General features: G+C 70.1%; 23 protein-coding genes and 1 riboswitch. Of the genes, 9 read left to right on the top strand and 14 right to left on the bottom strand.

What is annotated here, in order from left to right:
• Positions 1 to 90 precede the first annotated feature (90 nt).
• A complete protein-coding gene (locus WME95_RS07165; protein WP_437907673.1) occupies positions 91 to 795 on the top strand; it encodes a DUF3455 domain-containing protein in 705 nt (234 codons plus the stop codon).
• Positions 796 to 973: 178 nt separating this feature from the next.
• Here WME95_RS07165 and WME95_RS07160 read toward each other — a convergent pair whose 3' ends face one another.
• From WME95_RS07160 to WME95_RS07130, 7 genes are all read right to left on the bottom strand, one after another.
• On the bottom strand, positions 974 to 1,867 hold the full coding sequence (locus WME95_RS07160; protein WP_437907672.1) for a hypothetical protein: 894 nt from the start codon (positions 1,865 to 1,867) through the stop codon (positions 974 to 976).
• A complete protein-coding gene (locus WME95_RS07155) occupies positions 1,840 to 2,277 on the bottom strand; it encodes a hypothetical protein (RefSeq protein ID WP_437907671.1) in 438 nt (145 codons plus the stop codon). The genes WME95_RS07160 and WME95_RS07155 overlap by 28 nt, the downstream gene beginning before the upstream one ends.
• On the bottom strand, positions 2,267 to 3,181 hold the full coding sequence (locus WME95_RS07150) for a hypothetical protein (protein WP_437907670.1): 915 nt from the start codon (positions 3,179 to 3,181) through the stop codon (positions 2,267 to 2,269). The genes WME95_RS07155 and WME95_RS07150 overlap by 11 nt, the downstream gene beginning before the upstream one ends.
• Positions 3,182 to 3,366: 185 nt before the next feature.
• The gene (locus WME95_RS07145; RefSeq protein WP_437907669.1) at positions 3,367 to 4,476 is read right to left on the bottom strand and encodes a TOMM precursor leader peptide-binding protein; all 1,110 of its coding nucleotides are present in this window, start codon (positions 4,474 to 4,476) and stop codon (positions 3,367 to 3,369) included.
• A complete protein-coding gene (locus WME95_RS07140) occupies positions 4,448 to 4,969 on the bottom strand; it encodes a GNAT family N-acetyltransferase (protein ID WP_437907668.1) in 522 nt (173 codons plus the stop codon). The genes WME95_RS07145 and WME95_RS07140 overlap by 29 nt, the downstream gene beginning before the upstream one ends.
• On the bottom strand, positions 4,950 to 6,215 hold the full coding sequence (locus tag WME95_RS07135) for an MFS transporter (protein ID WP_437907667.1): 1,266 nt from the start codon (positions 6,213 to 6,215) through the stop codon (positions 4,950 to 4,952). Before WME95_RS07135 ends, WME95_RS07140 begins: the two co-directional genes overlap by 20 nt.
• A gap of 241 nt (positions 6,216 to 6,456) precedes the next feature.
• Positions 6,457 to 6,732 (bottom strand): hypothetical protein, encoded by a 276-nt coding sequence (locus WME95_RS07130; RefSeq protein ID WP_437716179.1) that lies wholly within the window; start codon positions 6,730 to 6,732, stop codon positions 6,457 to 6,459.
• Between the two features lie 804 nt (positions 6,733 to 7,536).
• Between WME95_RS07130 and WME95_RS07125 the strand changes: the two genes are divergently transcribed.
• The 5 genes from WME95_RS07125 to WME95_RS07105 all read left to right on the top strand — a co-directional run bounded on the left by WME95_RS07125 (position 7,537) and on the right by WME95_RS07105 (position 11,890).
• Positions 7,537 to 9,318, top strand: coding sequence for a hypothetical protein (locus WME95_RS07125; RefSeq protein ID WP_437907666.1), 1,782 nt, complete (start codon positions 7,537 to 7,539; stop codon positions 9,316 to 9,318).
• A gap of 112 nt (positions 9,319 to 9,430) precedes the next feature.
• Complete coding sequence (locus WME95_RS07120) at positions 9,431 to 9,562, top strand: hypothetical protein (RefSeq protein ID WP_437907665.1); 132 nt, start codon at positions 9,431 to 9,433, stop codon at positions 9,560 to 9,562.
• A 21-nt stretch (positions 9,563 to 9,583) separates the two neighbouring features.
• The gene (locus WME95_RS07115) at positions 9,584 to 10,102 is read left to right on the top strand and encodes a hypothetical protein (protein WP_437907664.1); all 519 of its coding nucleotides are present in this window, start codon (positions 9,584 to 9,586) and stop codon (positions 10,100 to 10,102) included.
• A 66-nt stretch (positions 10,103 to 10,168) separates the two neighbouring features.
• Positions 10,169 to 10,570, top strand: coding sequence for a hypothetical protein (locus WME95_RS07110; RefSeq protein WP_437907663.1), 402 nt, complete (start codon positions 10,169 to 10,171; stop codon positions 10,568 to 10,570).
• Positions 10,571 to 10,828: 258 nt separating this feature from the next.
• On the top strand, positions 10,829 to 11,890 hold the full coding sequence (locus tag WME95_RS07105; RefSeq protein WP_437907662.1) for an endonuclease/exonuclease/phosphatase family protein: 1,062 nt from the start codon (positions 10,829 to 10,831) through the stop codon (positions 11,888 to 11,890).
• Between the two features lie 240 nt (positions 11,891 to 12,130).
• Here the strand turns inward: WME95_RS07105 and WME95_RS07100 are convergent, their stop codons facing one another.
• From WME95_RS07100 to WME95_RS07075, 6 genes are all read right to left on the bottom strand, one after another.
• Entirely contained in the window at positions 12,131 to 13,813 is a 1,683-nt protein-coding gene (locus tag WME95_RS07100) for a methyl-accepting chemotaxis protein (protein ID WP_437907661.1), read from the bottom strand.
• On the bottom strand, positions 13,792 to 14,787 hold the full coding sequence (locus WME95_RS07095; protein WP_437907660.1) for a CheR family methyltransferase: 996 nt from the start codon (positions 14,785 to 14,787) through the stop codon (positions 13,792 to 13,794). Before WME95_RS07095 ends, WME95_RS07100 begins: the two co-directional genes overlap by 22 nt.
• Positions 14,784 to 15,338, bottom strand: coding sequence for a chemotaxis protein CheW (locus WME95_RS07090; RefSeq protein ID WP_437907659.1), 555 nt, complete (start codon positions 15,336 to 15,338; stop codon positions 14,784 to 14,786). The genes WME95_RS07095 and WME95_RS07090 overlap by 4 nt, the downstream gene beginning before the upstream one ends.
• A gap of 55 nt (positions 15,339 to 15,393) precedes the next feature.
• Positions 15,394 to 17,082, bottom strand: a complete 1,689-nt coding sequence (locus WME95_RS07085; protein ID WP_437907658.1) for a chemotaxis protein CheA — start codon at positions 17,080 to 17,082, stop codon at positions 15,394 to 15,396.
• 5 nt (positions 17,083 to 17,087) lie between these two features.
• Complete coding sequence (locus WME95_RS07080) at positions 17,088 to 17,639, bottom strand: chemotaxis protein CheD (protein ID WP_437907657.1); 552 nt, start codon at positions 17,637 to 17,639, stop codon at positions 17,088 to 17,090.
• A 61-nt stretch (positions 17,640 to 17,700) separates the two neighbouring features.
• Positions 17,701 to 18,102 carry a response regulator gene (locus WME95_RS07075; RefSeq protein WP_437907656.1) on the bottom strand — a complete coding sequence of 134 codons (402 nt, stop codon included), beginning with the start codon at positions 18,100 to 18,102 and terminating at the stop codon, positions 17,701 to 17,703.
• A gap of 745 nt (positions 18,103 to 18,847) precedes the next feature.
• Positions 18,848 to 18,962: riboswitch (SAM riboswitch) on the top strand.
• A gap of 36 nt (positions 18,963 to 18,998) precedes the next feature.
• Between WME95_RS07075 and WME95_RS07070 the strand changes: the two genes are divergently transcribed.
• Positions 18,999 to 20,471 (top strand): aminotransferase class V-fold PLP-dependent enzyme, encoded by a 1,473-nt coding sequence (locus WME95_RS07070; RefSeq protein ID WP_437907655.1) that lies wholly within the window; start codon positions 18,999 to 19,001, stop codon positions 20,469 to 20,471.
• Between the two features lie 15 nt (positions 20,472 to 20,486).
• On the opposite strand, the gene WME95_RS07065 is transcribed toward WME95_RS07070, so the two are convergent.
• A complete protein-coding gene (locus WME95_RS07065; RefSeq protein ID WP_437907654.1) occupies positions 20,487 to 21,503 on the bottom strand; it encodes a lipoyl protein ligase domain-containing protein in 1,017 nt (338 codons plus the stop codon).
• 120 nt (positions 21,504 to 21,623) lie between these two features.
• On the opposite strand from WME95_RS07065, the gene WME95_RS07060 reads away from it, so the two are divergent.
• Both WME95_RS07060 and WME95_RS07055 read left to right on the top strand, forming a co-directional pair.
• Positions 21,624 to 23,459, top strand: coding sequence for a vWA domain-containing protein (locus tag WME95_RS07060; RefSeq protein WP_437907653.1), 1,836 nt, complete (start codon positions 21,624 to 21,626; stop codon positions 23,457 to 23,459).
• A 106-nt stretch (positions 23,460 to 23,565) separates the two neighbouring features.
• Entirely contained in the window at positions 23,566 to 24,519 is a 954-nt protein-coding gene (locus WME95_RS07055) for a serine/threonine-protein kinase (protein ID WP_437550329.1), read from the top strand.
• Positions 24,520 to 24,579: the final 60 nt, after the last annotated feature.

Raw genomic sequence — 24,579 nt, 5'->3', positions numbered from 1 at the left:
TCTCAATTTGTCAAGAAATTTGCACCAACGCATGCCACCTGGCTGTACGGTCGGACGGCCGCCACGAGGAGATTGACTTTCGGATCGCGTTTGGATTTCCTGGCCCCCTGTGCCGCCGCGATCAGAGAGGAATTCATCATGAACGCGCGTTATGCGATTGGACTCATCGTCGTTGGTTGTGGTTGCGCGGGATCGACGCCGAGCGCCTCGAGCCCGCCGCCGAGCGAACCGCTGGCGAGCGCCGAAGCGCCCGCGCCCGCTCCGCCGGCACCGGCACCTCTGCAAACGACGCCCGCGGCCGAGCCCGCGGTGACTGCGAACGTCCCCAAGCTGGCGCCCCCCGAAACGCCCGAGGCCATCAAGGCGCCGAGCACGGCCAACCTCGTCTTGAAGGCGAACGCCAAGGGCGCACAGATCTACGTGTGCGGCAAGAACAAGGAGCCCAAGGCGAAATTCGAATGGACGCTCAAAGCCCCGGACGCGACGCTCTCGGACGAGGCAGGAAAGACGCTCGGCAAGCATTACGGCGGCCCGACGTGGGAAGCGGCAGACGGCAGCAAGATCGTCGGTGCCATGAAGGCCAAGGTCGATGCGCCCGACGCCACCGCGATCCCCTGGCTGCTCCTGGAGATCAAGTCGACCGAGGGGCAAGGCGTGCTCAGCCACGTCGCGTGGATTCAGCGCGTCGAGACCGTGGGCGGCAAAGCTCCGGCGGACGGCTGCGACAAGGCGCACGATGGCGCCGAAGCGCGCATCGATTACAGCGCGACCTACTACTTCTACGCGAACCCGTGAGCTCGCTCGCTCTCCGAGCCCGCTCGGACAGCCGCGTTGGCCCTGGCCGCCGCCCCGCGCGCCGAGCCGAGATGTGAGCGGCTCGCTCGGCCGTTCGCCGCTCGTCCACCGCCATGGACGGCGCCCCGTCGAAGCGGCCGCCGAACGACGTCACGTGCACGCAGGCTGCGGCGTGCCGTCACGCCCGCGAGACCTGCGCAGCCGGGGCACCAGCGTCAGGCTCGGTGGTCGGGCGGACATCCGTGATGAGCTCCCGTCCAAGCACCAGGACCGCGGCGTGGAACACCCACAGGTGGCTGAAGTCGATGCTCAGCGTCGCGAGGGTGCCCATGTGGAACAGCAGCGCCACGCCGAGGAGGTACTTGCGCGCGCCGCGCACCGGGAAATAGAGGATGAACGCGAGCTCCATCAGCAGGGCAGCGCAGGAGAACACGCGTGATATCTCCGCTGACCGGGCCAGAAGGAGACCGAGCGGCTCTCCCTGCCTCAGCATGGCGATCTGCATGGTGGTCCCCTCGAGCGCCCAGTCCCAGCCCGATCGCATGAGCTTCGCGACAGCCGACTGGAAGTACACGAGAACCACGACGAGCTCCATGCAGCGGAACGACGCGCTGGACGCCCACGCGTCGGACCGCGCGCCAGGCCGATGCAGCACCATGAGCCCGCAGAGCCACACAACATGGATGCGCGCGTCGACGAACCCGAACATGTTATGCCACGCGTCCAGGAGGAGCATGCTGGCGAAGAACCCGAACGCGGCCAGCCGGAACGCCACATTGAAGAGCGCCGCGGCCGCGCAGAGCGTCGCGATGAGCTTGACGCCGAGCAGAACCCCGTGGGAGGGGAACGGCAGGCCGAGGACCGCAGCGAGGCCGATAGGTCGATAGAGGTGCGGGCTCATCGCGGTGTAGAACGACCAGTCCCACCGCCAGACCTCCCACAGGCCGTACGGATAAAGGACGAACCGGAACCGGTCCAGGAACCGCGACGCCGGGGCGTGGAGCAGGAACTCCTGCCACCGCCGCCAGAGGTGCTCCGCGGCGCTCACGGCGCCGAGCCCTCGACGGTGCAAACGTGCTTTTCCTCGGAGCGCACGACGCTCTCGGTCATGGCGCCGCTCGGAGACCGGACAAACTCTACCTCTTCGGCCACGATCGAGAGCCGGCGGAAGCGACCCGCCAGGACCGAACGGCAGAGATCCGCGCGCTGCTCCGGCGAGGCCGGATCCAGGAACGTGGCGTAGGATGCGTGGTTTGCCTGGAAGAACGGCACGTGCACCACGTCCCACGGCCGATGACGGCGTCCGTGCTCGTCGACGTAGAGGACGCGCTCCATCACGATCCCATCGGGCCAGTGTCGATCGAACATGCGATAGGCGTTGAGCGGGTAAAGGCTCTCGCGCGTCGCGCTGGCCCCGGTCTGCAAGGCCACGATCCCCAGGAATAGCAGCGAGCCGCACGCCGCGCGAAGGCTAGGTTTCACCGAGCACCTCGACTTGCATTTCATGATCGTCCGAGATCGCTCGCCAGGCGGACGGGCAGGAGAACGTCACCGGCAGCCCGCGCTGCAACCCTTTGTGGCAACCTGCGCCGGGGTTCCACACCTCGACGTCGCCGTCGTGGGAGAAGCCGAGCACGACGTCGAGCGGCAGGATGAGCCGCAGCGGCGGCAGGCGGAGGACGCGGCCATCGCGCTGGCGCAAGAGCTGGCGGCTCGAGCGCAGCACGACGTGATCGCCGTGGAAAGAACCCTCGGCGATGTCTCCGATCACGAGCGCCGAGCGCCGAGGCGGCGGCCTGCCAGGGCAGAGAGGCCGCACCTCCAGGCAGCGCTGGCGGACCAGGGGATGCCATGAGGCGTCGACCGCCCGCAGATTGCCAGTCGCCGCACGGAGGAGCTCCTGGCGCCCGTCGCGACCCGCGAGCAGCCGGACGGGCCGGCCCGACGTGCCCTCGTCATCCCAGGGCGTGAAGCCGATCCACTCCGGATGACCTGGCGTATCCCAGACATCGAAGCTCAGCGCCTTGAACCGGCGCCAGACGATCGGCCCGACATGGTCGTCCCCCTCGAGGCGGTGGCCCAGCGCCTCATGCAGCAGGTAGCCGAACGCGGGAGGCCGCAGCTCGAGCACCTCCGCGTCGAGCTCGCCTGCGTTCGCGGCGGGCAGGTCCAGGTGCTCCACGAGGGCCTGCGCCCAGCGCCGCGCGCGCTGGGCGCTGCCGCGGTCCCACACGCTCAGGAACGAGTAGCTCTCGCCGTCGCGAGAGACATCGAGGTACGCGCTCCTGCGCCGCAGCGGCGGTCGCGCGGGCCGGCGGAGCTCCCGCACCTCGTCACGCAGCTCCAGGCGCACGGCGTCGAAGGAGCGGGCGAGGTCGCTGGCCACCTCATAAAGCGCAGGAGCCCTCAGCCCGCCGGCAGACGGGGCGTCCGCCGTCCCGCTGCGAACGTGCCCGGAAGCCGTCCGTTGCCAGAAGTTCGCCTCCGACCTCGCTCGCGTCAACAGGAGACGACCGCGCTGCCAGCGGAAGTCCCTCACGCTCCTCGCCTGGATGCGATGGACCGGACGCTTCATGCTTCGATGTGGCCACAGTTCCAGCACGAGCGATCACGGCGGTAGGCGCGGCGGTCGATCTCCAGCGTGAACGGATCCACCGTGAGCTCGGTGCCCATCGAAGCACACTCGGCGAAGCCGCCCAGATATTTGATGATCTCGAGCGCGCCGATCGAGCTCACGAGCGCGTTGACGGGACCGAAGGACGGCGCCTGATAGCGACGGTTGAGCGCCTCGTGCAGCTCCGCCATGTCGCGCGCGCCACCCTTGGCCCGGCGCTTCTCGGAGCGCGGCTTGAAGCAGTGGTAGCACGACGTCCGCCCCGCCACGGTCATCGGCCCGATGACCCCCGTGGCGTCGCGGTATCCCAGGTTCACATAGGGGATGCGTCGCTTCACGCAGGCGAGATCGACCCACTCGTGGATGGTGGCTGGCTGGTCCGCAGAGAGCACGACGAAGTGAACGCCCTTCAGCGCGGCGCTCAGCTCTCGCGCGCTGCTCACCTTGAGCGGGACCGGACGGACGAGCGTGCCCCGGTTTCGCTCGGCCAGCCGCTCCGCTGCCACGTCGATCTTGGGCCGCCCGACGTCCTTCTCCGTGAACAGCACCTGACGCGTCAGGTTGCTGAGCTCGATGTCGTCGAAATCGATGAGCCGCAGCTCGCCGAAGCCGGCTCCGATGAGCGCCATCGAGACCCAGTTGCCGATTCCGCCCATGCCCACCAGCGCGACGCGCCGCCGCGCGAGGCTGGCCTGCACGGCGACCGGGTCGGCGCCCGCGAGATCGTAGAACAGAAGATGGCGATCGTACCGGCGAAAGCGCTCTGGAACGGGCTTGGCCGGGCGCAGGATGCCCGCGGACTTCAGGTCTCGTCCGAGCCGCTGCGCCTTGGCGGGGCGCTCGCGCACGCGCCGAGCCGCTGAGGAGAGCGTGGTGGGCTTCAGGAAGCCGAGCAGGAAGTCGAGCCCCTCGCTGTCCAGCGTGAGCTCCTTTCGCAGCCGATCCGTGTGACCCAGCGTGAGCTGAACAGCTCCGTCTCGCGTCGCTTCAGCACGCTCCAGCCCGAGGTAGCGTGGGATCTGAAGCCTCGATGCGCGCTCACTGCGTGCTTTGGTTGCATTTTGCATAGAGATACCTATCGCGCACCGCTCCCCGGTGCATCAGATAACATCGCAGGTGCCCTTCACGAACCATGCCGGCCTTCTCGAGGACGCGCATCGAGGCGACGTTGTCCGGATCGACATAGGCCTCGATACGCGCCACGCCCAGATCGGCGAAGCCTCGATCGAGCGCGAGCGAGGCCGCCCTCGTCGTGATCCCCCGCCCCCAGTGCCTGCGGGCGAGGACATACCCCAGCTCCGCCCTGCAGGACGCCGCTCCGGACCGGCGGTCGAGGGTGATGGCGCCGACCGGCGTGGCGTCCAGGCAGATGGCCATGAACCACGGGTGTGATTCAGCGACGTCCGCGAGGAAGAGGCGGGCACGCTCACGATCCTGGTAGCTGTCCCAGAACAAGGAGCGAGTCACCTCGGGGTCGGACGCCCACGTCATGAACGCGTCCAGATCACCCGCGCAGAGCGGACGCAGTGAGACATCCAGTTCATGTATGCTTCTTGTCATTCTTCACCACGAGCAGGAAGATCACCATGAGCACGCACAACCCGATGGATACGGTCGCGAAGAGGTTGTAGAGGTTCACGACAGATAGACGCTCGCCGTCCCGGCCCGAGAGCTGCCAGTGGATGATGGCGAGGGCGCCCATCATGCCGACGCGAGAGAACAGGCTCAACGAGCTCAGGACCGATGCGCGCGACGAGGAGGTGATGCGCTCGTTGATGCGGGCGCTCAGGAAGCTCCGCACCGAGGCAAGGCTGCCCTGGAGCAAGCAGAACACGACGAGCGCGGGAAGCCAGGCGCGCATCTGGCCGACGAGCATGTACAGGACCGAGAAGCTCATGAAGAGCGTCAGCATGAACGACGCGCTGCGTACCCATGCCCTCTTGGCGATGGCAGCGTAAACGGACCCGAACAGGGCGGAGGCGCCGGCATAAGCGATGAAGGTCGTGCCCAGGGCAGTGGTCTCGACGGAAGGATCGAGCTCCTGGAAGAGCGGCTGCCAGTAGTGGAGGATCGGCTGGATCACGAGCTGCACCAGCAGGCTCGCGAGGAACAGCGGCAGCACGGTCGGCCGCAGGATGCCGTCGGCGAAGGCGTTGCGCAGGTGCACACGGAGCGGCGTGTGCTCCGCCGCGACGCGAGAACCCTGCACGTCGCCAGGGAGCGCGAACACGAGCCATGCCATCGCGGCACCGAAGGTGAGCGCCGCGCCCAGGTACGGCAGCCCCACACCGCGGGCCGCGATGAGCCCGCCAGCGAAGCCGAACGCCATGACCGCAACGCTGTTGCACGTCTGGTTGAGGTAAAAGAAGCGATCGAGGTGCTGCGGTGAGCTCGCGAGCCCCGACGAGTCGATGGCGTAGGCCTCGTAGCAGCCGGACCAGAAGCAGAGCGACAGGGCGGTCAGGCATTCAGCGACGCAGAACCACGCCCAGGTATCGCAAGTGAAAAAGAGCAAGAACCCTGCGCCGCCGAGCAGCAGCGCGAGCGCAAGGCTAAGCCGCCGCCCGACCACGTCTGCCACGAGACCAGTAGGAAACTCGCCGACGAGAATCACGGCCGCTTGGACCGACTTCAACGTCGCGATGTCCTGCAGCTGGAAGCCCCGGGACAGGAGGTAGAGCACCGACGTTGCGCCGACGAACATCCGTCCGCCCTCGAAGAGCATGTCGAGAGCGAGAAATCGGCCCATCCTCGGCGGCGGCGCAGGGGCGAGGGGGATGTCGATGTGCTCTGACACGGTGGACATGGAGTTCCTATTGGGACGTGTCGACACTATCAATCCATCAAGGTCGATTCAAGCGCAAAATGGACGGCAACTCGCCCTCACGGTGCACGTCGATCCGCCATGGAAGACAGGTAGTCAATGATGGGCTGCGCTACGAGGGACGTCATCCCGCCTGGTCGTGATTGTCCTGGTGACGGCGGCGCGCCGCGGAGGCGAGTTCATCGCCGCCGCGGCGCGACCAATGTCCCTGTAGTCGCGGTCGCTAGTTACGGACCGAGCCGGCGTTGCGCACCGAGCCCGCGTTCCTCACCGAGCCCGCGTTGCGCACGGAGCCTGCGTTGCGCACGGAGCCTGCGTTGCGCACCGAGCCCGCGTTGCGCACCGAGCCCGCGTTGCGCACCGAGCCCGCGTTGCGCACCGAGCCCGCGTTGCGCACCGAGCCCGCGTTGCGCACCGAGCCCGCGTTGCGCACCGAGCCCGCGTTGCGCACCGAGCCCGCGTTGCGCACCGAGCCCGCGCTCTTGATGACGATCTTCATGCTGGGTTACCTCTCCTTTTACGCGTTACGCGTGTGGTCTGTAAGAAACGGCGTTTTGCCGCGGTGATGCGTGGTCTACTGAAGTGGTCTCTTGTCGTGAACGCACGCTGCGCGTTCACCTTGCCTCATACGAACACGTCGGAAGCTCCGGCTCTTCCTCCTTCGCTAGGAGCGTTCGCCTTAAGCGTTCAAGCTAGACTCTTCATTCCTTGTTTGGAAGCGTCGAAAATGTGCTGTTGGTCGGCTGATGTCTCGCGTCCCATGCGTTGGTCCGGTCATTACGCCTGTTCGAACGCGAGGGCGCCGGCGTGCGGGTCGCAGCCCCACGCGCCAGCGGGTCGGGTACGCGAGGGTCGGATGGCCCAGCTCGGCCGTCGTCCCTCGCGGGCCTCGCATCGCCGACGCAAACCCGAGCTTCGGCGGGCAAGAGGGCCCGTGGCCGTGTGCGTCGGCGCCGCGGCCTCGCCGGCAGCGTCGCCGGCGGACAGCGGGGTTCGGACTCTGCGACGTCGCAGGGTCATGGGGAGGCCTGCCCGAGCTCGAGCCGCCGGACCGCCGGAGCCGCAGCCCCGGCGCGCTCGATCGGTCCCTCCGGGGATCGTCATCGCGGCAGCCCACCGCAGCGCCGGCGCCGACGAGACTGCATAAGTGCCAGAGGAGCAGAAGTCGACGCATCGCCGCACGCTCCTGCTGCAAGGAGTTGTCATCTCCGGACTCGGAGCTCGGGGCGAAATGAATTAGAGTCGATCGGCAGGTCGAGGCGTGGAAGGGCGCCGAGCTCCGGCGCCGGGTGGGAGCAGCGCGATGAACGAGATCAATTTCTACAAGCTTCCGCGTACCATCCAGGACGGCGTGCTCGAGGCGTTCCGCGGGCGGTTCGCGCCGGCGCCGATCGTCAGCCGCTTCGGCACTCGGCGCACCATCGTGGCCTGGCTCACGGTCAGCGCCGCCTCGGGCCTCCTGCTGGCGGCGCTCTGTGCGGCCGGCCTGGGCGACGTGAACAGCGTTCTCGCGCTCCACCCGAGGTCGGCGGCCGCCGCGTACGTGCTGCTCGCCGCGACCACCGTCATCGGCGTGCTCCGGGCGCTCGCCTACAACGCCGACCTCGTCACGCTGCCGTTCGCGCCCGGCCTGTTCGTCTTCCCCGCGAACCTGGTCGACGCGCGCGACCACAGGCTCCGGGTCTTTTCGCTCGCGGAGCTCTCGCGCGTCTCGGCGGGCCCTCGCGGCGCCGTGGTCCTCACGTTCGGCGGCACGCAGCACGCCTTTCCCCTCGAGGACCCGTCGCGCTCGGACGACGTGATCCGGGAGGTCGAAGCGGCGTGCAGCCGCATGAAAGCGAAGCCCGACGCCGCCGAGCTGCGCCGGCTCGATCCCTTCGAGCCGCCCGCCATCCAGAGCCCGTTCGCGTCGCCGATCCCGCTCTCGCGCGAGGTCCCGGGGTGGCAAAGCTATGCGTGGCTCCTCGCGGCCGCGATCGGCGTGGCCCTCGGCCTGGGGCTCTTCTTCCTCCGCAACCGGATGAGCGACGCGCGGATGTACGCCGCGGCGCGGGAGCGCGACGACGTGGCCGCGTACCAGAGCTACATCGCGCGCGGCCGCGGCCACGCGGAGGTCGTCTCCCAGGTGCTGCTGCCACGGGCCGAGCTACGCCTCGCGGTGGCGAAAGGCTCGGTGGAGGCCATCGACGACTTCCTCCGCGCCCACCCCAAGACGGGCATCCAGGCCGAGGTCGACGCGGCCCGCCGCGCCGCGCTCGCCGCGGAGCTCGATCGGGCACGGGAGGTGGGTACGCTGGCGGCGCTGCTGGCGTTCGCGGAGCGCTACCCGAAGCACGGCCTGGACAAGACGTTCAACGACGCCAGGCACGCGCTTTATGCGCGCGCGCTCGATCGGTACAAGAGCGAGATGCCCGAAGGGGGCGAGCAGAACGCGGATCTCGTGAGGCGGCTCCTCGCCTACGCGGAGCGCGTGGGGCCCAGGAGCACGCCGCAGGGCCTCCGCGGCCCGGCCGTCCAGGTCCGCTTCCGGCGGCTTCCGTCGCAGGACCTGGAGCGCGCCGACGACATCGTTAGGAAGATCCCGATGTTCAGCGGCGCCGCGTCCCTGCCGAGCCGCTACGTCGATGCGACCCGCCTCGATCCCCAGGAGAAGCGGACCGCGTCGGCCCTGGTGGAGGGGTTCGCGCGGGGGTTCGAGCCGGAGCTCGTCACGTTCGAGCCGGGCCCGCCCTTCGAGGGCTCCGCCGAGGAGCAGCTCACCGTGACCTCCCCCTCGCTCGTGGTGAGCTATCGCGTCGAGTCGTCCGGGATCGCCCATGCCAGCAAGAAGCCGCAGATCATCATCATGGGGCTCAAGTTCCTGTTCAAAACGGAGTTCATCTTGCCCGGAGACGCGGAGCCGCTGCTCACGAGCTACAAGATCTCGCGGAAGGTCCCGGCCGGGCTCATCCAGCAGCAGACCCCCGCCCCGCGCCCCGGGGTCCTCGAGGCCGTCGTCTACGAGGCCATGATGCGCGAAGCCTTCATCGACCTCGAAGAGCGCTACCTCTCCAAGTGGTTCAGGAAGCGCGACGCGCCCAAGTGAGGGTGGACGCGGCGGGCGCGCGCGACGTCGGGAGAATGACACCGCCACGGACGTCCCGCAGCCCGGCAACGAGTTCCCCATCGTCTGCGGCATCGACGCGGGGGCCCGGTGGATGTGGTATGAGTGGAACCCGAGCCGCACGGCCGGCAGCCCGTTCGTCTGGCCCAGCGCCAGCGACAACGTGATCAAGGATTTCCTGATCTTCCGGCTGGGCGCCGAGTTCGTGCCCGAGCCGCCGCGCTAGCAACGCCTGGAGGTGCACCTCATGCGGCTCGACCGATCCTTTCGACGAACGCTCCTTGCCGGTCTCCTGCTGAGCGCCGGCCCGTCGACAACAGCTGCGCTCCTCATCGCAGCGCCGGGCTGCAGCGACTGGCTCGGCCGGGACGATATCCGCTGCTTCGAATGGCCCGACGAGCTCGGGGCGTGCCTGGACCGCGAGCAGGCGGTGGAGGAGCTCAACACGATCGATCGAAGTTGCAACGACCAGGTCGTGTCGGTGGAGAGCGCGAAGCAGCGAGACGGATTGTGCTGCTACAAGGTGACCGCCAGGAACTACGCCCGCGGCTGCCCCACGACGAGCGCTGCCAGCGCCGGGGGCAGTGGCCCGGTCAAGGGCAGTGTTGGCCACTCGGGGGGCGGTGGCGGCCAGTCCGGGGGCGGTGGCGGCCAGTCCGGGGGCGGTGGCGGCCAGTCCGGGGGCGGTGGTGGCCAGTCCGGGGGCGGTGGCGGCCAGTCCGGTGGTGGTGGTGGCCAGTCCGGTGGTGGTGGCGGCCGGTTTTGACTGAAACCGGCTGGATCAGACTGATTCGGCGAGCGCGGCTTCGAGGTCCACCGCATCGCGCTCGGCGTGTTCGACGCGATCGAGGCGTATCCGTGGGTGGGTGCGCAGCTCTCACGCGCTCCGTGGGAGACGGCGATGCTGCGGATCTACGAGCGCCTCGGCCGCCAGGTCGAGGCGCTGGGCGTCCGCGGGAGCGCCCAGTTCACCGCGGCGTCGACGCTGCTCAGCTACGTCATCGGGGTGAGCGGCCAGAACGCCACGGCGATCCAGTTCGCGCGCCGCGAGCTCGCGCCGTCGACGAACCGCGTCGGCTTCCTCGAGGCGGCAGCGGCGCGCTGGCGCGAGCTCGACGCCCGCGAGTACCCGTTCACGCGAAGCGTCGCCGCCCACCTCCCCGGCCACGACGACCGCGGAGAGCTCCTCGCCGGGATCGACCTGATCCTCGCCGGGATCGCCGGCTCGAGGTGAGCCGCGGAAACCAGCGCGTACAGCGTGGCTGTATGGTGGGATGGCCATTACGAGGAGATTGACATCCGGATCGCGTTTGGATTTCCTGGCTCCTGTGGCGCTCAATGGCACACCGACGACGCTGCACCTGCGGCGCATCGCATCGCGCATCGCGCATTGGAGCAGCGACGCGGAGAAGCGTCGCAGGACGGCGAATCTACGATTGTCGGGTTCGTCGTTCGTACTTGAGCGGCAATCCCCAGAGAAAAGGAAGTGTCCATGAATCTGAGAGAGCTGAGCATTGCGACATTCAACCTCTTCAACCTCAACGAACCTGGCTTGCGGATGTACTCGGACCCGGAGGGCTGGACCCAGGATCAATACAATCTCAAGCTCCAATGGGTCGCCCGGCAGCTGAAAATGCTGAAACCCGACGTTTGCGGGTTCCAGGAATTATGGCACCGCGACTCCTTGGACAACTGCTTGCAGACCGCGGGCATGACGGAGAATTACGATGTGCTGGCGCCGCCAGAGGCTACGGGGACGAAGATCGTCTGTGCCGCCATCGTACGCAAGGGGCTCCTGGAAGGCCAGCCGGACTGGATAGAGCGTTTCCCCAGAAAATTCGTCCTGCAATCCAGCGGCGACGATCCGCAGACGCCGGACATCAACGTGAGCATCAGCGGCTTCTCCAGGCCGGTCCTCCACTTCACGATAAAACCGCGTGAAAACGACCCTGCGATTCATGTCTACGTCTGCCACTTCAAATCCAAGGCGCCGACGAAGGTGTTCAACGAGGCCTGGTACAAGGCAGACAGGACTACCTATTCAAAGCACTCGGCCGGGCTCGGGTCGGCGCTCTCGACGATCCGTCGAACGGCGGAGGCGGCGGCGCTTCGCTTCCTTCTGACAGAACAGATGAAGGGCAACAATACACCCGTCATCGTGATCGGCGATATCAACGATGGGCAGCAGAGCAACACGGCCAACGTGCTGACCGGCCAACCGAAGTACCTGGTAGGCGATTCGGCTGGAGGTGGAGACACCGCGCTCTATACCGCGCAGACCTTGCAGGAGTACCGCGACACGAGGGACGTCTACTACACGCACGTCCATCAGGACATACGCGAATCGCTCGATCACATCCTGGTGAGCCAGGAGTTTTACGACAACAGCCGCAAACGCCTATGGATGTTCAACGGCATGACGGTGAACAACGATCACTTGAACTTCGAGGATCACAAGGCCGACGGCACCAACGATCACGGCATCATTCGCGCGATCTTCAAGTACAAGCCGATGAAGAAGGAAGCGCAGGACGTGATCGAAGACGAGGCTTGAGCCCGCTCGCGCGTCCCGCGGCTCTGCGCGCCGTGACGCCCGCAGGCCGCGGAGTGGACGCGGCCTCCTCGATGCATCGATAAGTTGCTGTTATAGCGTCACCTCTTCGAGGAGCAGAGCGGCGGGCGACCGCACAGGAGACGGGCCCAGATCGGCGTTTTCGGCGCGGAAGCGCACTCCTGTGCGCTGAGCACCGAAAACGTCGAGATGGGCCCGTATCCGAAGCGGGCGACCGCCGCTCTAGAAGGGGATGAAGTCCTGATCGCCTGGGGCGTGCGGCACGCGCCCGTTGCTCGATGCGCCGCCGCCGCTCAGGGGGCCCTTCTGCGGCGGCCTCCACAGCGCCTTGCCGCCGCGGCGGTCCGGTAGACGCGGCGGCGCCGCGGGCCTCTGGCCCGGGTCGCCGTCGCTCTCCTGCGCGAGGCGGAACGACGCCATCACGTTCTGGAGCTGCTCTGCCTGCGCCGAGAGCTCGGCCGCCGTGCTGGCGAGCTCCTCGGAGATCGCGGCGTTGCGCTGCGTGGACTGCTCTATCAGCTCCACCGCCCCGCTGATCTGGGCCACGCCGTTCGACTGCTCCTTGGATGCCACGGCGACGCCCTGCACCAGCTCCGCGGTCTCCCGGATCGACGGGACGAGCTCCGCGATGAGCTGGCCCGAGCGCTCCGCGACGACGATGCTCGACGCGGCGAACGAGCCGATCTCCTTCGCCGCATCCCGGCTTCGCTCGGCCAGCCGCCGCACCTCCGTGGCGACCACGGCGAAGCCCTTGCCGTGCTCGCCCGCGCGAGCCGCCTCGATCGCGGCGTTCAAGGCGAGCAGGTTCGTCTGGTACGCGATCTCCTCGATGATCACGATCCGCTGGGTGATCGCCTTCATCGCCTCGACCGTCTCCCGGACGGCCTGACCGCTCTGCTCCGCGTCCCTCGTCCTCCGGTGCGCCGTCTCCTCGACCTGCTTGCAGTTGGCGGCGTTCTTCGCGATGGTGCCGCTCAGCTGCTGCAGGCTGGTCATCGTCTCCTCCACGGACGCCGCCTGCTCGCTGGTGCCCTGCGACAGGCTCTGCGCCGTCGCCGAGAGCTGCACCGAGACCGACGAGACCGAGACCGCGCCGCTCCGGACCTCGCCGATGAGGCCCGCCAGGCGCTCCGACATGGCCTTCACGGCGCCGAGCATCTGGCCGAACTCGTCGGAGCTCTTCACCGTGACCTGGCCCGTGAAGTCGCCCCCGGCGATGCGCTGGTGGATCGACACCGCCTGGGTGAGCGGCAAGAGGATCATCCTGCTGAAGACGACGGCGAGCACGGCGGCGACGACGATCGCGAGAAGACCTCCTATCTGCAGCGTCACGTACATCGTCTTGACGAGCGCGTTCGTCGCCGCCTGCCGCTGGGCGAGGAGGGAGATCTCCTCGTCGTCGATCTCCTTGAGCGCCGTGCGCATCTGGTCCATGAGGCCCTTGCCGCGCCCCTGCTTGACCTCCTCGGCGGCGCGATCCACCGGCGCCTTCGCCTCGTCCGCGCTGCGGCGCTGCTGGATGATCGGCTCCAGCACGGAGGAGAGCCACTCGTCGTGGAGCTTGTCGATCCTGTCGAGGCGCGTCTGCTGGCGCGGGTTGTCCCTGGTGAGCTCCCGGGCACGGCTCAGGTTTTTATCGAACCGGTCTCGCCCGCTGCGGTACGGCTCCAGGAACGATTCCACCCCGGTGATGACGAAGCCGCGCTCTCCTGTCTCGGTGTCGAGCAGCGACGCCATGATCTCTCTCGTCGTGAGCATCACCTCGTAGGTGTGCTGGTCCCACGAGCGGGCCTCGTCGAGCTCCGCGAACCTCATGTAGGACGTGCCCGCCAGTCCGAGGACGAGGACGACCATGGCGGCGAAGCCGAGGTAGAGCTTCCGGCCTACTCCGATATGCGCAAGCATGATGCATGCTCCGGGCTAGATGTGGTGCGGCTTCCTGCGAGCCCCGCCGGGGGCGGGAGCCGATAAACGGATGGCGCGACGCACCGCACGCGGTGGTCCGTCCCGTGGAGGCCCTCGGCGTGTCCGAGGAACAGGTACCCTGAAGGCGCGAGGCTGGCGATGAGCCTCGCCACGATCGACGCCTTCGTCGCGGCGTCGAAGTAGATGAGGACGTTCCGGCAGAAGATCAGATCGAACAGGCCGAATCGCTTGGGCGCCGCGTCGAGCAGGTTGAAGCGCCGGAAGGTGATGAGCCTGCGCAGCTCCGGCCGGGCCTTCATGAGGCCCGCGCTCGCGCCCGTCCCGCGGAGCATGTAGCTGCGCAGGCGCTCCTCCGGGATCTCCGAGGCCCGCTCGAGCGGCCACACCGCGCGTTGCGCCTGGTCGAGCGCGCGGACGGACAGGTCCGTCGCGAGGATGCAGATCCCCGGAGCGCCGGGCGACGCGGCGGCGGCCCATGGCGGCGCCTGTCCCGCCGTGTCGCCGCGATCCCGGGAGGGCAGGCTGTCGAGCAACGACATCGCTATCGAGTAGGGCTCTTCCCCGGTCGAGCAGGCCGCGCTCCAGGCGCGCAGCGGGCGGCGGCCGCGCGCGAAGGGCGCTCCGTGGCCCGCGCTCTCGTGCCACGCCGGGAGGATCTCGCGCTCGAGGAGCTCGAACTGAGCGCGCTCCCGGAAGAAATGGGTCTCGTTCGTGCAGATGCAGTCGAGCATGTGCACGAGCTCGCCCTCGCCGTCCGGCGCGGTCACGCGGCGGTAGTACTCGCCGAAGCTGCGGAGCCCGAGCGCGCGGAGCCGGGGCCCGAGGCGGCAGAGCAGGAGCGGCTTCTTCTGCGGGCCGAGCGCGATGCCCGAGGCGCGCTTGACGAGCCGCTGGAACAGCCCGAACTCCTCGTCGCTGAGGGCGCGCGGGCCCAGCTCGGCGAGCGAGATCATGGCCTGTCCCCTTCGCCGGCCGGCGCGCCGTGGCCGCCTGGGAGCGCCGGCGGGGCCCCGGGGGCCGAGGGGCCGGACGGCGTCGAGGCCAGGAGCTCCGCCGGCGAGAGGATGCGGTCGATGTTGAGCAGCAGCACGAGCTTCTGGCCCACCTTTGCCATCCCGAGCAGCTGATCCACGCGCACCTGCGCGCCAAAGGCCGGCGCCTGCTCGATCTCGTCCTCGGAGAGCGTGAGCACATCGCCCACACCGTCGATGAGCAGGCCGAGGCGGGTGTTCTCGCCGTCGAGCTCGGTCTCGACGATGAGGACGCACGTCCATCGGCTCACCCTCGTCGGCGGCAGCCCGAGCTTGACCGCGAGATCGATGACCGGCACGACGCGGCCCCGGAGGTTCATGGCGCCGACGATGCACGCTGGCATCATCGGGACCCGCGATGTGACGCTGTGCTCGACGATCTCCCGCGCCCGGAGGATGTTCACCGCGTACTCGTCACCCGCGATGATGAAGGAGATGTATTGCGACACGGGGCTCGACGCGTCGGAGATCATGACGCCTCCATAAAGAGAGATGGCAAACGGGCGCCCTGCGCGCCGGGGCGCCGGCTCATCCTGGGCTGCCTCCGGCGGCCGATGGCGCTGCCCTGCGCTCGTCGGGGGCGTCGACCGGGCCGAGGTCCCCGAGGACGCCGCCGAGCAACGCGTCGACGTCGAGGATCATCGCCACGCTGCCGTCGCCGAGGATGGTCGAGCCGGAGATGCCCCGGACGCGGCGAAACAGCTGGCCGAGCGGCTTGACCACCGTGCGCCCCTCGCCGTCGAGGAGGTCGACAACGAGGCCGGCCTCGGAGCCGTCGTGCGCGACGATGACGACGCGCTCCTCCGGCGGGGGAGATCCGCCGAGCCCGAAGAGCGCCCGGAGGCGGACGCACGGCAGCGCGCGCCCGCGCCGGATCATGAGCCCCTGGCCGCCGCCGTGCGCGAGCGTGCCGCGGGGCAGATCACAGCAGGCGAGCACCGCGCGGAGCGGGATCACGTACCGCTCGCCGCCGATCCCGACGGAGAGCCCCTCGATGGTGGCCAGGGTGAGCGGGAGCTGGATCGACAGCGACGTGCCGATCCCTTCGCGGCTCTCGATCCGGATCGTCCCCTGGATCGACTCCACGCTGCGCCGCACGACATCCATGCCCATGCCGCGCCCCGCCAGGTGGGACGACTCCGCCGCCGTGGAGAACCCGGGCTCGAAGACGAGGCTGAAGAGCTCATGATCGGGGAGCGTCTCGGGCGCCGGGTGCCTCCCCAGCGCGCAGACGCGGGCGGCGATGCGCTCGCGGCTCATCCCGGCGCCGTCGTCGGAGATCCGGAGCGCGATGCCGCCCCGCTCGTGCGCGGCGTGAAGGGTGATCGTGCCGCAGGGGTCCTTGCCCGCGGCGCGCCGCGCCTCGGGCGGCTCGATGCCGTGACAGATCGCGTTGCGCAGGATGTGCGTCAGGGCGTCCCGGAACCGCTCGACAACGGCCGTGTCCACCTCGACGTCGCCGTGCACGACGAGGAGGCGCGCCTGCCGGCCGTGCGCGTGGGCGAGATCGCGCACCGTGCGCTCGTAGTGCCGGAACCAGGGGCCGACCGGCACCATGCGCGCGGCGCGCACCGCCTCCTCCAGCTCCTTGCAGAGCCGATCTTGCTCCTCCATCTCGTCGCGCAGCGCAGCGCCGGCCTCGCCGCGCACCGCGCGGAGCGTCCGAGCGATCCTGTTCCGGCCGAGGGTGAGCTCTCCGATGAGATCCGCCATGCAGTCCAGCTTCTCGACGGCGACACGGATGCTCTTGATACCGGTCGCTCCCTCCGCGTCGTCCTCGGTCGCGCGGCGCGCGCTCGTCGCCCCCGCGTCCTCCTTCGCCGTGAGCCCTCCATGCCGCGCCTGCTCCAGGCGCGCGACGACCTCTCTGTACGAGGTGCTGCGCTCGGCCTGCCCCCGCTCGACCTCGGCGACGAGCCGGCGGGCTGCGTCCACCGTCTCGAGCAGCAGCGAGACCACGGGCGTCGAGAGCGGGAGCTCGCCGCGGCAGAGCGCCTCGATGATGTCCTCGGCGGCGTGCCCGAGCTCGCTCAGGCCGCCGAGGCCTACCGAGCCGGCGCTCCCCTTGAGCGTATGGGTGGCGCGGAAGACGCGCTGGAGGACCTCGTGAGCGTCGCGGCCGGTCTCGAGTTGCAGCAGCGCGCGCTCGATCTCGTCGAGGATCTCGTGCGCCTCTGGCGTGAACGTCTGGAGCAGCTCGTCGCGATCGCTGTCCATGCGGCTCACAGAGGCTGGATCGAGATGGCGCCGTCGCTCGTCCGGAAGACGATCTTGCGTCCCCGGTTGCCGCCCGTGTCCAGCTGGGCGATCCGTATCCGCTCCGCGCGCAGGAACGCGAGCCCGGCATCCACGTTCTGGGCGCCGAGGTGGGTGCCGCGCTCCCGGAACGCGGAGATGAGGCAGGCGCCCCCGACGACGTGCGCTTGCAGCGCCTGGCTGGAGGCCCCGAGCGCCACGAGCCGCTCGAGGAGGCGCCGGCATGCGAACTCGGCGAAGCGGACCGAGGCCATCGCCGGGCTCGGGCATTCCGGAAGCACGTAATGGTTCATCCCGCCGACGCCGGCGGTGGCGTCCCAGAGGCAGATCGCCACGCAGGACCCAACGATGGTGGTCACCATGGTGGGCTCGGGCGAAGCGAACAGCTGGCCTGGCATGACGTGCTGGGTCTCCGCCGGCAGCGAGCGCCAGCTGGACGGTCCGGCCGACGCGGACGGCGCCCTCGGGCCGGACGGGCTCGTCCTCTCCTCTCCGCCGACATCGTCGGGCAGGGCCATGGATCCATCGTCGCCGCTGGAAGGGGCGAGACGTGCGCCCTCGAATGCCCTCGCCGCCGAGTCAGTCGCCAAGGCAGTTCCTGACCTTTTCCAGGAGCTCCATCGTGTCGATAGGCTTCGTGACGAAATCGGAGCAGCCGCACCGGAATCCCTGTTCCATGTGCGCGACATCGCTCCGGCTGGTGACGAGCAGGATCGGCGTACCGCGCGTCGCGTCCTCCGCGCGCAGCTGCTGGCAGGCGTCGAACCCGTTCATGTGCGGCATGACGACATCAAGGAGGATGAGATCCGGCCGCTGCGCCAAGGCCACTTCGATCCCCTGGCCGCCGTCGTTCGCCGTGATGAGATCGTAGTCCTTGCTCAGCGCCATCTGCTCGATACGCAGGATGGTCTGAGAATCGTCGACCAGCAGAATCTTCTTCCGAGGCATCGTTGCCCCCCCTCGATCCGATTCAGCGGACATGGCCCGGCCGTGCCGTCGCGCATGAGCACGACTCCCCCTCTTCCCACCTACCTGCAGGGCGTCTCCCCCGAGCAGGATCACCCTACCACGAGGGCAGGCGGAATCTCCAATAGAAATTTGCAACAGGCACGCATCTGGTCCCTGTCGGTCGCGATGATTTGCCGGCGCGCCCGGATCCTCTCCATGAGGTTCGCGGCCACGGCGCTGGCGGCACGCGGGCGGGCAGGCGCTGGCAGGCCTGCAGCCGGAGCGCGCGGCCTCGAGTGGAGGCGCCATCCCCGCGGCGGCGGCGATCGAGCGCGGAACAGGCGCGCGAGCTCCGCGACCGTGAGCTCATGGAGGTCGAAGGCCGCTGGAAGGGAGGCGGTAGGGAGACAGGTAGCAGGAAGGCAAAGGATGTGCGCCGCAACCATGCACAGCAAGCCTGAAGGCGCGACGCGCGGGTGCGTTCGGATGTCGCGCCCAGGCAGAGTCATCGTCCACCTGGTCGACGGCCGCCCGCGTCGCCGAGGGGGTGGACACGGAGGAGAGGACGAAGAAACGTCGCGTCCTCTCCATGGCTCAGATTTGGTGTGTTCGAGTTCTTCCCCATCACGGCGCCAGGGATGAGCTTGGGAAACGCTCTGTTGGGCTCCGCCCGACGGCCGTCAAGCGCCCGGGGAGCGCGCGCGAGGAAGACGGAGACCGCTCCGGTCGATCGAGGCGGTCCTTGCCACGAGGCAACCAACGCGGTAATGGTCCGGCAGGTCATGAGCGCCAGCGCGTAGCCCCGGCTCGCTGGCCGACAACCCTCCGATCCGCGGTGGGGTGTCCCGGGTGACGACCTGGCCGGCCGCATGTGCGGCGGGCAAGCGCGGACTCTGGTCGCCCGGAGTCCCCTGGACTCCTGAGGTGATATGTCGATCGCTTCCATCGTGGACTGGCGCCCTTCCGCGGGCGCGCCGGCGCCGTCTGCCCTCGGTTCGCTCCCTTCGCTCCCTTCGCTCCCTTTGCCCGTCGTCGGGGCGGATCTCGCCGTGCCGCTCGTCACCGGCGAGCAGGTGGGCTACGTGAACCTCGATTACGCGGCGAGCGCCCCGTGCCTGCGCTCGGTGCTCGACGCGGTCTCGGCGCTGTTGCCCTGGTACAGCAGCGTGCACCGCGGGGCGGGGTTCGCGTCCACCGTGACGACCGAGCTCTATGCCGCCGCTCGCCGGGAGGTGGCGGGCTTCGTGGGAGCGCGCGACGAGGACACGGTGGTGTTCACGAGGAACACCACCGACGCGCTCAACCTGCTCGCCGCGGCGCTGCCCGAGGACACGACGGTGGTGATGTTCGCCTCGGAGCACCACGCGAACCAGCTGCCGTGGCGGCGCGGCCGGTCTGTCGTCCTCCCGGTGCCCGCGAGCGCGGACGAGGCGATCGCGCGGGCCGACGACGCGCTGCGCGGCGTGCGCTCACGCCATCGGCTGCTCGCCGTGACGGGGGCGAGCAACGTCACGGGCGAGCTGTGGCCGCTCCCGGAGCTCGCCGCGGTCGCCCATCGCCACGGCGCGCGGCTCGCCGTGGACGCGGCCCAGCTCGCGCCGCACCGCGCGATCGATCTCGCCGGGATCGGGGCCGATTATGTCGCGCTGTCCGGTCACAAGCTCTACGCCCCCTTCGGCGGCGGGGTGCTCGTCGGCCGCGGCGACTGGCTCGACGCCGCGCGCCCCTACCTCGCCGGCGGCGGCGCCGTCCGGCGCGTCACGCACGACGGCGTCGAATGGGCGAGCGGCGCGCCCCGCCACGAGGCCGGCACGCCCAACGTGGTCGGCGCGGTGTCGCTCGCGGCGGCGTGCCGCGCGCTCTCCGAGGTGGGCATGTCCGCCGTGGCGGCGCACGAGGCGCGCCTGCTCGACCGCGTCACGCGCGGCCTGTGCGCCGTGCCCGGGGTCGAGCGCCTCGCGATGTGGGGCCCGGAGAGCCCGCGGATCGGCGTCGTGACGTTCAATGTGCGGGGCCTCCATCCCGGCGCGGTCGCCGCGGCCCTGAGCGCCGAGCACGGCATCGGCGTGCGGGACGGGTCGTTCTGCGCGCACCCGCTCATGACGGCGCTCGCCGGGGATCGCGCGCCGGAGGCGAGCGGGAGCGCGGCGGTGCCCCTCGCGGTGCGGGCGAGCTTCGGCGTCGGCACCGGCGCGGCGGACATCGACCGGTTCGTCCTCGCGATCGCCGATCTCGTCGCCCGGGGTCCCCGCTGGCGTTATCGCCTCGACGGCGGGCGGCATGTCCCCGATCCGGATCCTCGCCCGCGCCCCGCGCTGGCGGGCCTCCTCGCCGGGGGCGCGGCCGGCGCGGCGCTCGGGCCCCTGGCGAGCCAGCTCGCGCCCTGCCAGGCGCTTCTCTGAGGCCTCCGAGGCGGATCAGCCCCCGGGCGCGCGGCCCAGGGCGAGCGCGCGCCGCGCGAGCGCGCGCAGGTCGGCGAGGGTCGCCCCCTCCAGCGGCGAGGCCTCGGCGTCGACGTCCTCGCCGCGCGCCGGCGCATCCCCCCGGCCGAACGCGTCGAGGAGCCAGCGCGCCGTGAGCACGTCGCCGCCGAGCCACGCGCGCGCCGGCGGAGCGTGCGGAACGTCGGAGAGCGCCGCGGCCTCGATCCAGCCGATGGGCACGCGCGCCAGCGCCGCGGCGGAGGCGCCCGGCGGCACCGGGTCGTCGGGCGCGGTCACGGGCTGGAAGCGCTCGGCCGCGAGCTCTGGCGCCTCGCCGCCGTCGATCAGCGGGAGCGCGGCGCGGAGGGCGACCCCCTCGACGACGGCGCGCGCGAGCGCCTCGAGCGAGAGGCGCGCCGGAAGGACGTCGGAGAGCGCGGCCGGGGCCTTGCCCAGCCAGCGGTCGATGACGCGCTCGTCCGGCGCCGCGAGCTCCGGGGGGATCGCGGGCGGCGCGTCGAGGCCCGCGAAGACCTCGATGAGGACCGCGCCGTCCGGCGTGGCGTCGAGGCCGACCAGCGCGGCGGGGCGGTGCTGCAGCGAGATCCACTCGCGCCCGAAGTAATGCGCGGGCGCGCCGGCGCGGGAGAAGCCCTTGAGAAAGCCGCGCACGTTGCGGTTGAGGAGCGTCCGGGCCGTGGCGTCGGGCGCGAGCGCGGCGGCGTGCGGCAGCGCGAGGGTCCACACGACGCCGCGCCCGCCGAGGAAAGCCGCGGTGCCCGTCGTGGCGCGCCGCAGGACCTTCGCGCCGCGCGCGGCGCAGGCCGAGAGGTCGACCACGCGCGCTGCGCGCTGGGCCGCGCCCAGCACCACGGCGGGGCCCTCGACGAGGCTGGCGGCGAGCCAGGGCGCCGCCTCTGCGGAGCCGGCGCGCGCGAGCAGCGCGGGGCCGAGCGCGAGCGCGTCCTCGAGAGGGCGATGAACCGGCGGGAGCGAGTGCATGGCGGGCATCGAGGGAGTCTCCTTGGCGTGAAGCTCGGCGCGCGGCGATGCGGCGAGGCGGCGATCTGCCGGCCTGCGGAAGCCATCGACCCGTTGACGGCAGCCCGGGGCGGGGTGTGCCATGGTGCCATGTTCAACGCCCGCCCCGATCGCCCCTTGCTCCCCGCCGAGCCCTCGGAGCGACTGATCCGGGTGGAGATCACGGTACCCCGGCCCGAGGGGAGCCAGGCCCGCAAGCCTGTCCACCTCTCGCTGGTGATCGACCGCTCCGGCTCGATGTCCGGCGAGAAGCTCCGGCTCGCGCTGGAAGCTGCTCGCCAGGCCATCCGCACCCTCCAGCCCGGCGACCGCTTCAGCGTGGTCACCTTCGACCACCAGGTCGAGGTGCCCATCCCCTCCACCGAGGCCACGCCCTCGGCGCGGCTCCGCGCCGAGGCCGCGCTCGACACGGTGACCGCGCGAGGCAACACCGACCTGGGCGGCGGCTGGCTCCGCGGCTGCGCCGAGGTGGGCGCGCACCTGCCCGAGGATGCCATCGGCCGCGTCCTCCTGCTCACCGACGGCCAGGCCAACCACGGGATCACCTCGCCCGACGAGCTGACCTCCCGCGCCCGCTCCCAGCGGCTGCGCCGGGTCACCACCAGCACCATTGGCCTGGGCGAGGGCTTCAATGAATTCCTCCTGGGCCGCCTCTCCGAGGAGGGCGGCGGCAACTTCTATTTCGCCGCGCGCGCCGACGAGCTCCCCGGCTTCGTCGGCCGGGAGATCGGCGAGGTGCTCTCCGTGGTCGCCCGCGACGCCGCGCTCGTGATCCGCGCGCCCGAGGGCGTCGAGGTGGAGTCGCTCAATGACTACCCCTGCACCCGCGACGGCGGGACCTGCTCCTTCTCGCTCGGCTCGCTCCCGGGCGGGATGGTGCTGGCCCCGATGTTCCGGCTGCGCTTCCCCGCCGGCGCGATCGGCGAGACGCTCCCCGTCAACGTCGCGCTCACGGACCGGGACGGCGCGCTGTCGAAGGAGCCCTGGACGCTGGCATGGCCTCGGGTCGCGGAGGAGCAGATCCGCGCCCAGCCGGCGGATCGGGAGGTGCTCCGGGCCGCGGCTGCGCTCGACGCCGCCCGCGCTCGCCGGGTGGCCCTGGGGCTCAACGACGCTCGCCGGTGGCAGGAAGCCGCGTCCACGCTGGCCGACGCGGCCAACCGACTCCGAGGCTACGCCGACGGGGATCCCGAGATCCTGGCCGAGGCGGACCGGCTCGACGCCGAGCGGGACGCCTATTCCAGGCCGATGTCCTCCCTGAGCAAGAAAGGCCACTATTTCGACGCGATGATGGCCATGAAGATGGGCGTCCGCGGCCGCGCCAGGCCAGGCCCTCAGGTCCTCGGTCTCCCCACGGCTGCCCGGCTGGCGCCGCTGCTCCGGACGGCATCCCAGGCGCTCGGCGGTGTGAAGGGGGCGCCGGCCTTCGACGTGGACGAGTCGCTCCAGGGGTCCCCGATCCCCGCCGGTCCGCTCTCGCAGCGCGACGAGGACGAGCTGGCCGCCGACGCGGACTTGCTGGACCCAGGCGCCCTCAAGGTGGTCTTCGTGGAGCAGCCCCTGCCGGACGGCTGGTTCTCGCACTGGCATCCGGGATCCCGGACGGCGGTGATCTCGCTGGCCGGCCTGGACCAGCTCATCTCCTTGCCAGCCGCGTCCTTCGTGGCCTACGAGCTGCTCCTCTACGGGCTGCACGCTCTCTCCGCCGAGTATGAGCCGGCGAAGCTGTTGCACGCCGAGACCCTCGCCTGCCTCTTCGACCTCTGCCAGCAGAGGTCCGAGGTGGGGCTCAAGCTCCAGGCCGGTCATGTCTGCGCCGGGTGCCTCGGGAAGCTCTCCACCGTCGGCCTGGATCGCGACGTGGTGACCCAGCTATGGCGAGCGGTCCAGGCGCTCGCTCAGTCGGGGACGTCGACAGGGCGTTGACCGCCAGCATCCCCCGGGGAACGCGGACGAGGCCCTGCAAGAGGGGCGCGGACGAGACCCTGCGGGACGAGGCCCGGCGGGGAGCCGCCGGTGGTAGCATCTCCCCATGGCGACCGAAGAGGAGCTGGCGGAGCAGCGCGTCGGCACGTGGATCGGCCCCTGGGCGGTGGAGAGCGTCCTCGGGGTCGGCGGCATGGCGAGCGTCTTCTTTTGCCGCCGGGCTGACGGGTGCGTGGCGGCGGTCAAGCTCCTGCACGCCGAGCTCGCCGAGATCGAGGCGGTGCGAAAGCGGTTCTTGCGCGAGGGGCCGATCGGGAGCGCGCTGGCCGCCGTGGCGCCGCTCTGCGAGGGGCTCCCCCAGGTGCTGGAGGCCGCGGCCACGGCTGACGGCCTTGTCTACATGGCCATGGAGGTGCTCGAGGGAGAGACCGTGTTCGACCGCATGGCCCGGCACGGGACGCTCCCTGTCGGTCAGGTGATCGCGCTCGGCGAGCGGGTCCTCGACGTGCTGATCGTGGCGCACGAGCACGGCGTCGTTCACCGCGATCTCAAGCCCGAGAACCTCCATATCGGCAACGACGGGCGCGTGAGGGTGCTCGATTTCGGCCTCGCGCGCGTCCTCGACCCGCTGCTCGAGGACGTCGCCGGGGTGCCCGAGATGACGAAGACCGCGACGGGCGTGTCGATCGGCACCGACGATTACATGGCGCCCGAACAGGCCCTCGGCCTCATCCGCGAGATCGACGGCCGGACGGACCTCTTCGGCCTCGGAGCGACGATGTTCCGGCTGCTCGCGGGCCGCACGATCCACGGCAACCTCGAGGACGCGCGCCTGCTCATCGCGGTCGCCACGGAGAAGGCGCCGCCCCTCGCGATGCACGCCCCCACGGCGCCGCCCGGCCTGTGCGCCGTTGTCGACCGCGCCCTCGCCTTCCTCAAGCAGGAGCGTTATCCCGACGCGAGGACGATGCGCGCCGATCTCGCGGCCGTGCGCGCCGGCCGCGAGCCGCCCTATGCGACGGCCGTTGCGCGGCAGCCGCGCGGGGCGACGGGGGCGTAAAGACCAGGGGCAGACCGCGCTCCAGGTGGAACCAGAAGGCCGGACGAAAGATCGATGATC

Source organism: Sorangium sp. So ce327, from assembly GCF_051530205.1.
GTDB classification, from domain to species: Bacteria; Myxococcota_A; Polyangia; order Polyangiales; family Polyangiaceae; genus Sorangium; species Sorangium cellulosum_B.
This window is presented reverse-complemented; position numbering and strand designations above follow the sequence as displayed.

Coding starts and splice junctions, on each gene's coding strand:
- WME95_RS07145 (WP_437907669.1), bottom strand. CDS start 4,476: ATGCAAAATGCAACCAAAGCACGCAGTGAGCGCGCATCGAGGCTTCAG.
- WME95_RS07140 (WP_437907668.1), bottom strand. CDS start 4,969: ATGACAAGAAGCATACATGAACTGGATGTCTCACTGCGTCCGCTCTGC.
- WME95_RS07135 (WP_437907667.1), bottom strand. CDS start 6,215: ATGTCCACCGTGTCAGAGCACATCGACATCCCCCTCGCCCCTGCGCCG.
- WME95_RS07130 (WP_437716179.1), bottom strand. CDS start 6,732: ATGAAGATCGTCATCAAGAGCGCGGGCTCGGTGCGCAACGCGGGCTCG.
- WME95_RS07125 (WP_437907666.1), top strand. CDS start 7,537: ATGAACGAGATCAATTTCTACAAGCTTCCGCGTACCATCCAGGACGGC.
- WME95_RS07120 (WP_437907665.1), top strand. CDS start 9,431: ATGTGGTATGAGTGGAACCCGAGCCGCACGGCCGGCAGCCCGTTCGTC.
- WME95_RS07115 (WP_437907664.1), top strand. CDS start 9,584: ATGCGGCTCGACCGATCCTTTCGACGAACGCTCCTTGCCGGTCTCCTG.
- WME95_RS07105 (WP_437907662.1), top strand. CDS start 10,829: ATGAATCTGAGAGAGCTGAGCATTGCGACATTCAACCTCTTCAACCTC.
- WME95_RS07100 (WP_437907661.1), bottom strand. CDS start 13,813: ATGCTTGCGCATATCGGAGTAGGCCGGAAGCTCTACCTCGGCTTCGCC.
- WME95_RS07095 (WP_437907660.1), bottom strand. CDS start 14,787: ATGATCTCGCTCGCCGAGCTGGGCCCGCGCGCCCTCAGCGACGAGGAG.
- WME95_RS07090 (WP_437907659.1), bottom strand. CDS start 15,338: ATGATCTCCGACGCGTCGAGCCCCGTGTCGCAATACATCTCCTTCATC.
- WME95_RS07085 (WP_437907658.1), bottom strand. CDS start 17,082: ATGGACAGCGATCGCGACGAGCTGCTCCAGACGTTCACGCCAGAGGCG.
- WME95_RS07080 (WP_437907657.1), bottom strand. CDS start 17,639: ATGGCCCTGCCCGACGATGTCGGCGGAGAGGAGAGGACGAGCCCGTCC.
- WME95_RS07075 (WP_437907656.1), bottom strand. CDS start 18,102: ATGTCCGCTGAATCGGATCGAGGGGGGGCAACGATGCCTCGGAAGAAG.
- WME95_RS07070 (WP_437907655.1), top strand. CDS start 18,999: ATGTCGATCGCTTCCATCGTGGACTGGCGCCCTTCCGCGGGCGCGCCG.
- WME95_RS07065 (WP_437907654.1), bottom strand. CDS start 21,503: ATGCCCGCCATGCACTCGCTCCCGCCGGTTCATCGCCCTCTCGAGGAC.
- WME95_RS07060 (WP_437907653.1), top strand. CDS start 21,624: ATGTTCAACGCCCGCCCCGATCGCCCCTTGCTCCCCGCCGAGCCCTCG.
- WME95_RS07055 (WP_437550329.1), top strand. CDS start 23,566: ATGGCGACCGAAGAGGAGCTGGCGGAGCAGCGCGTCGGCACGTGGATC.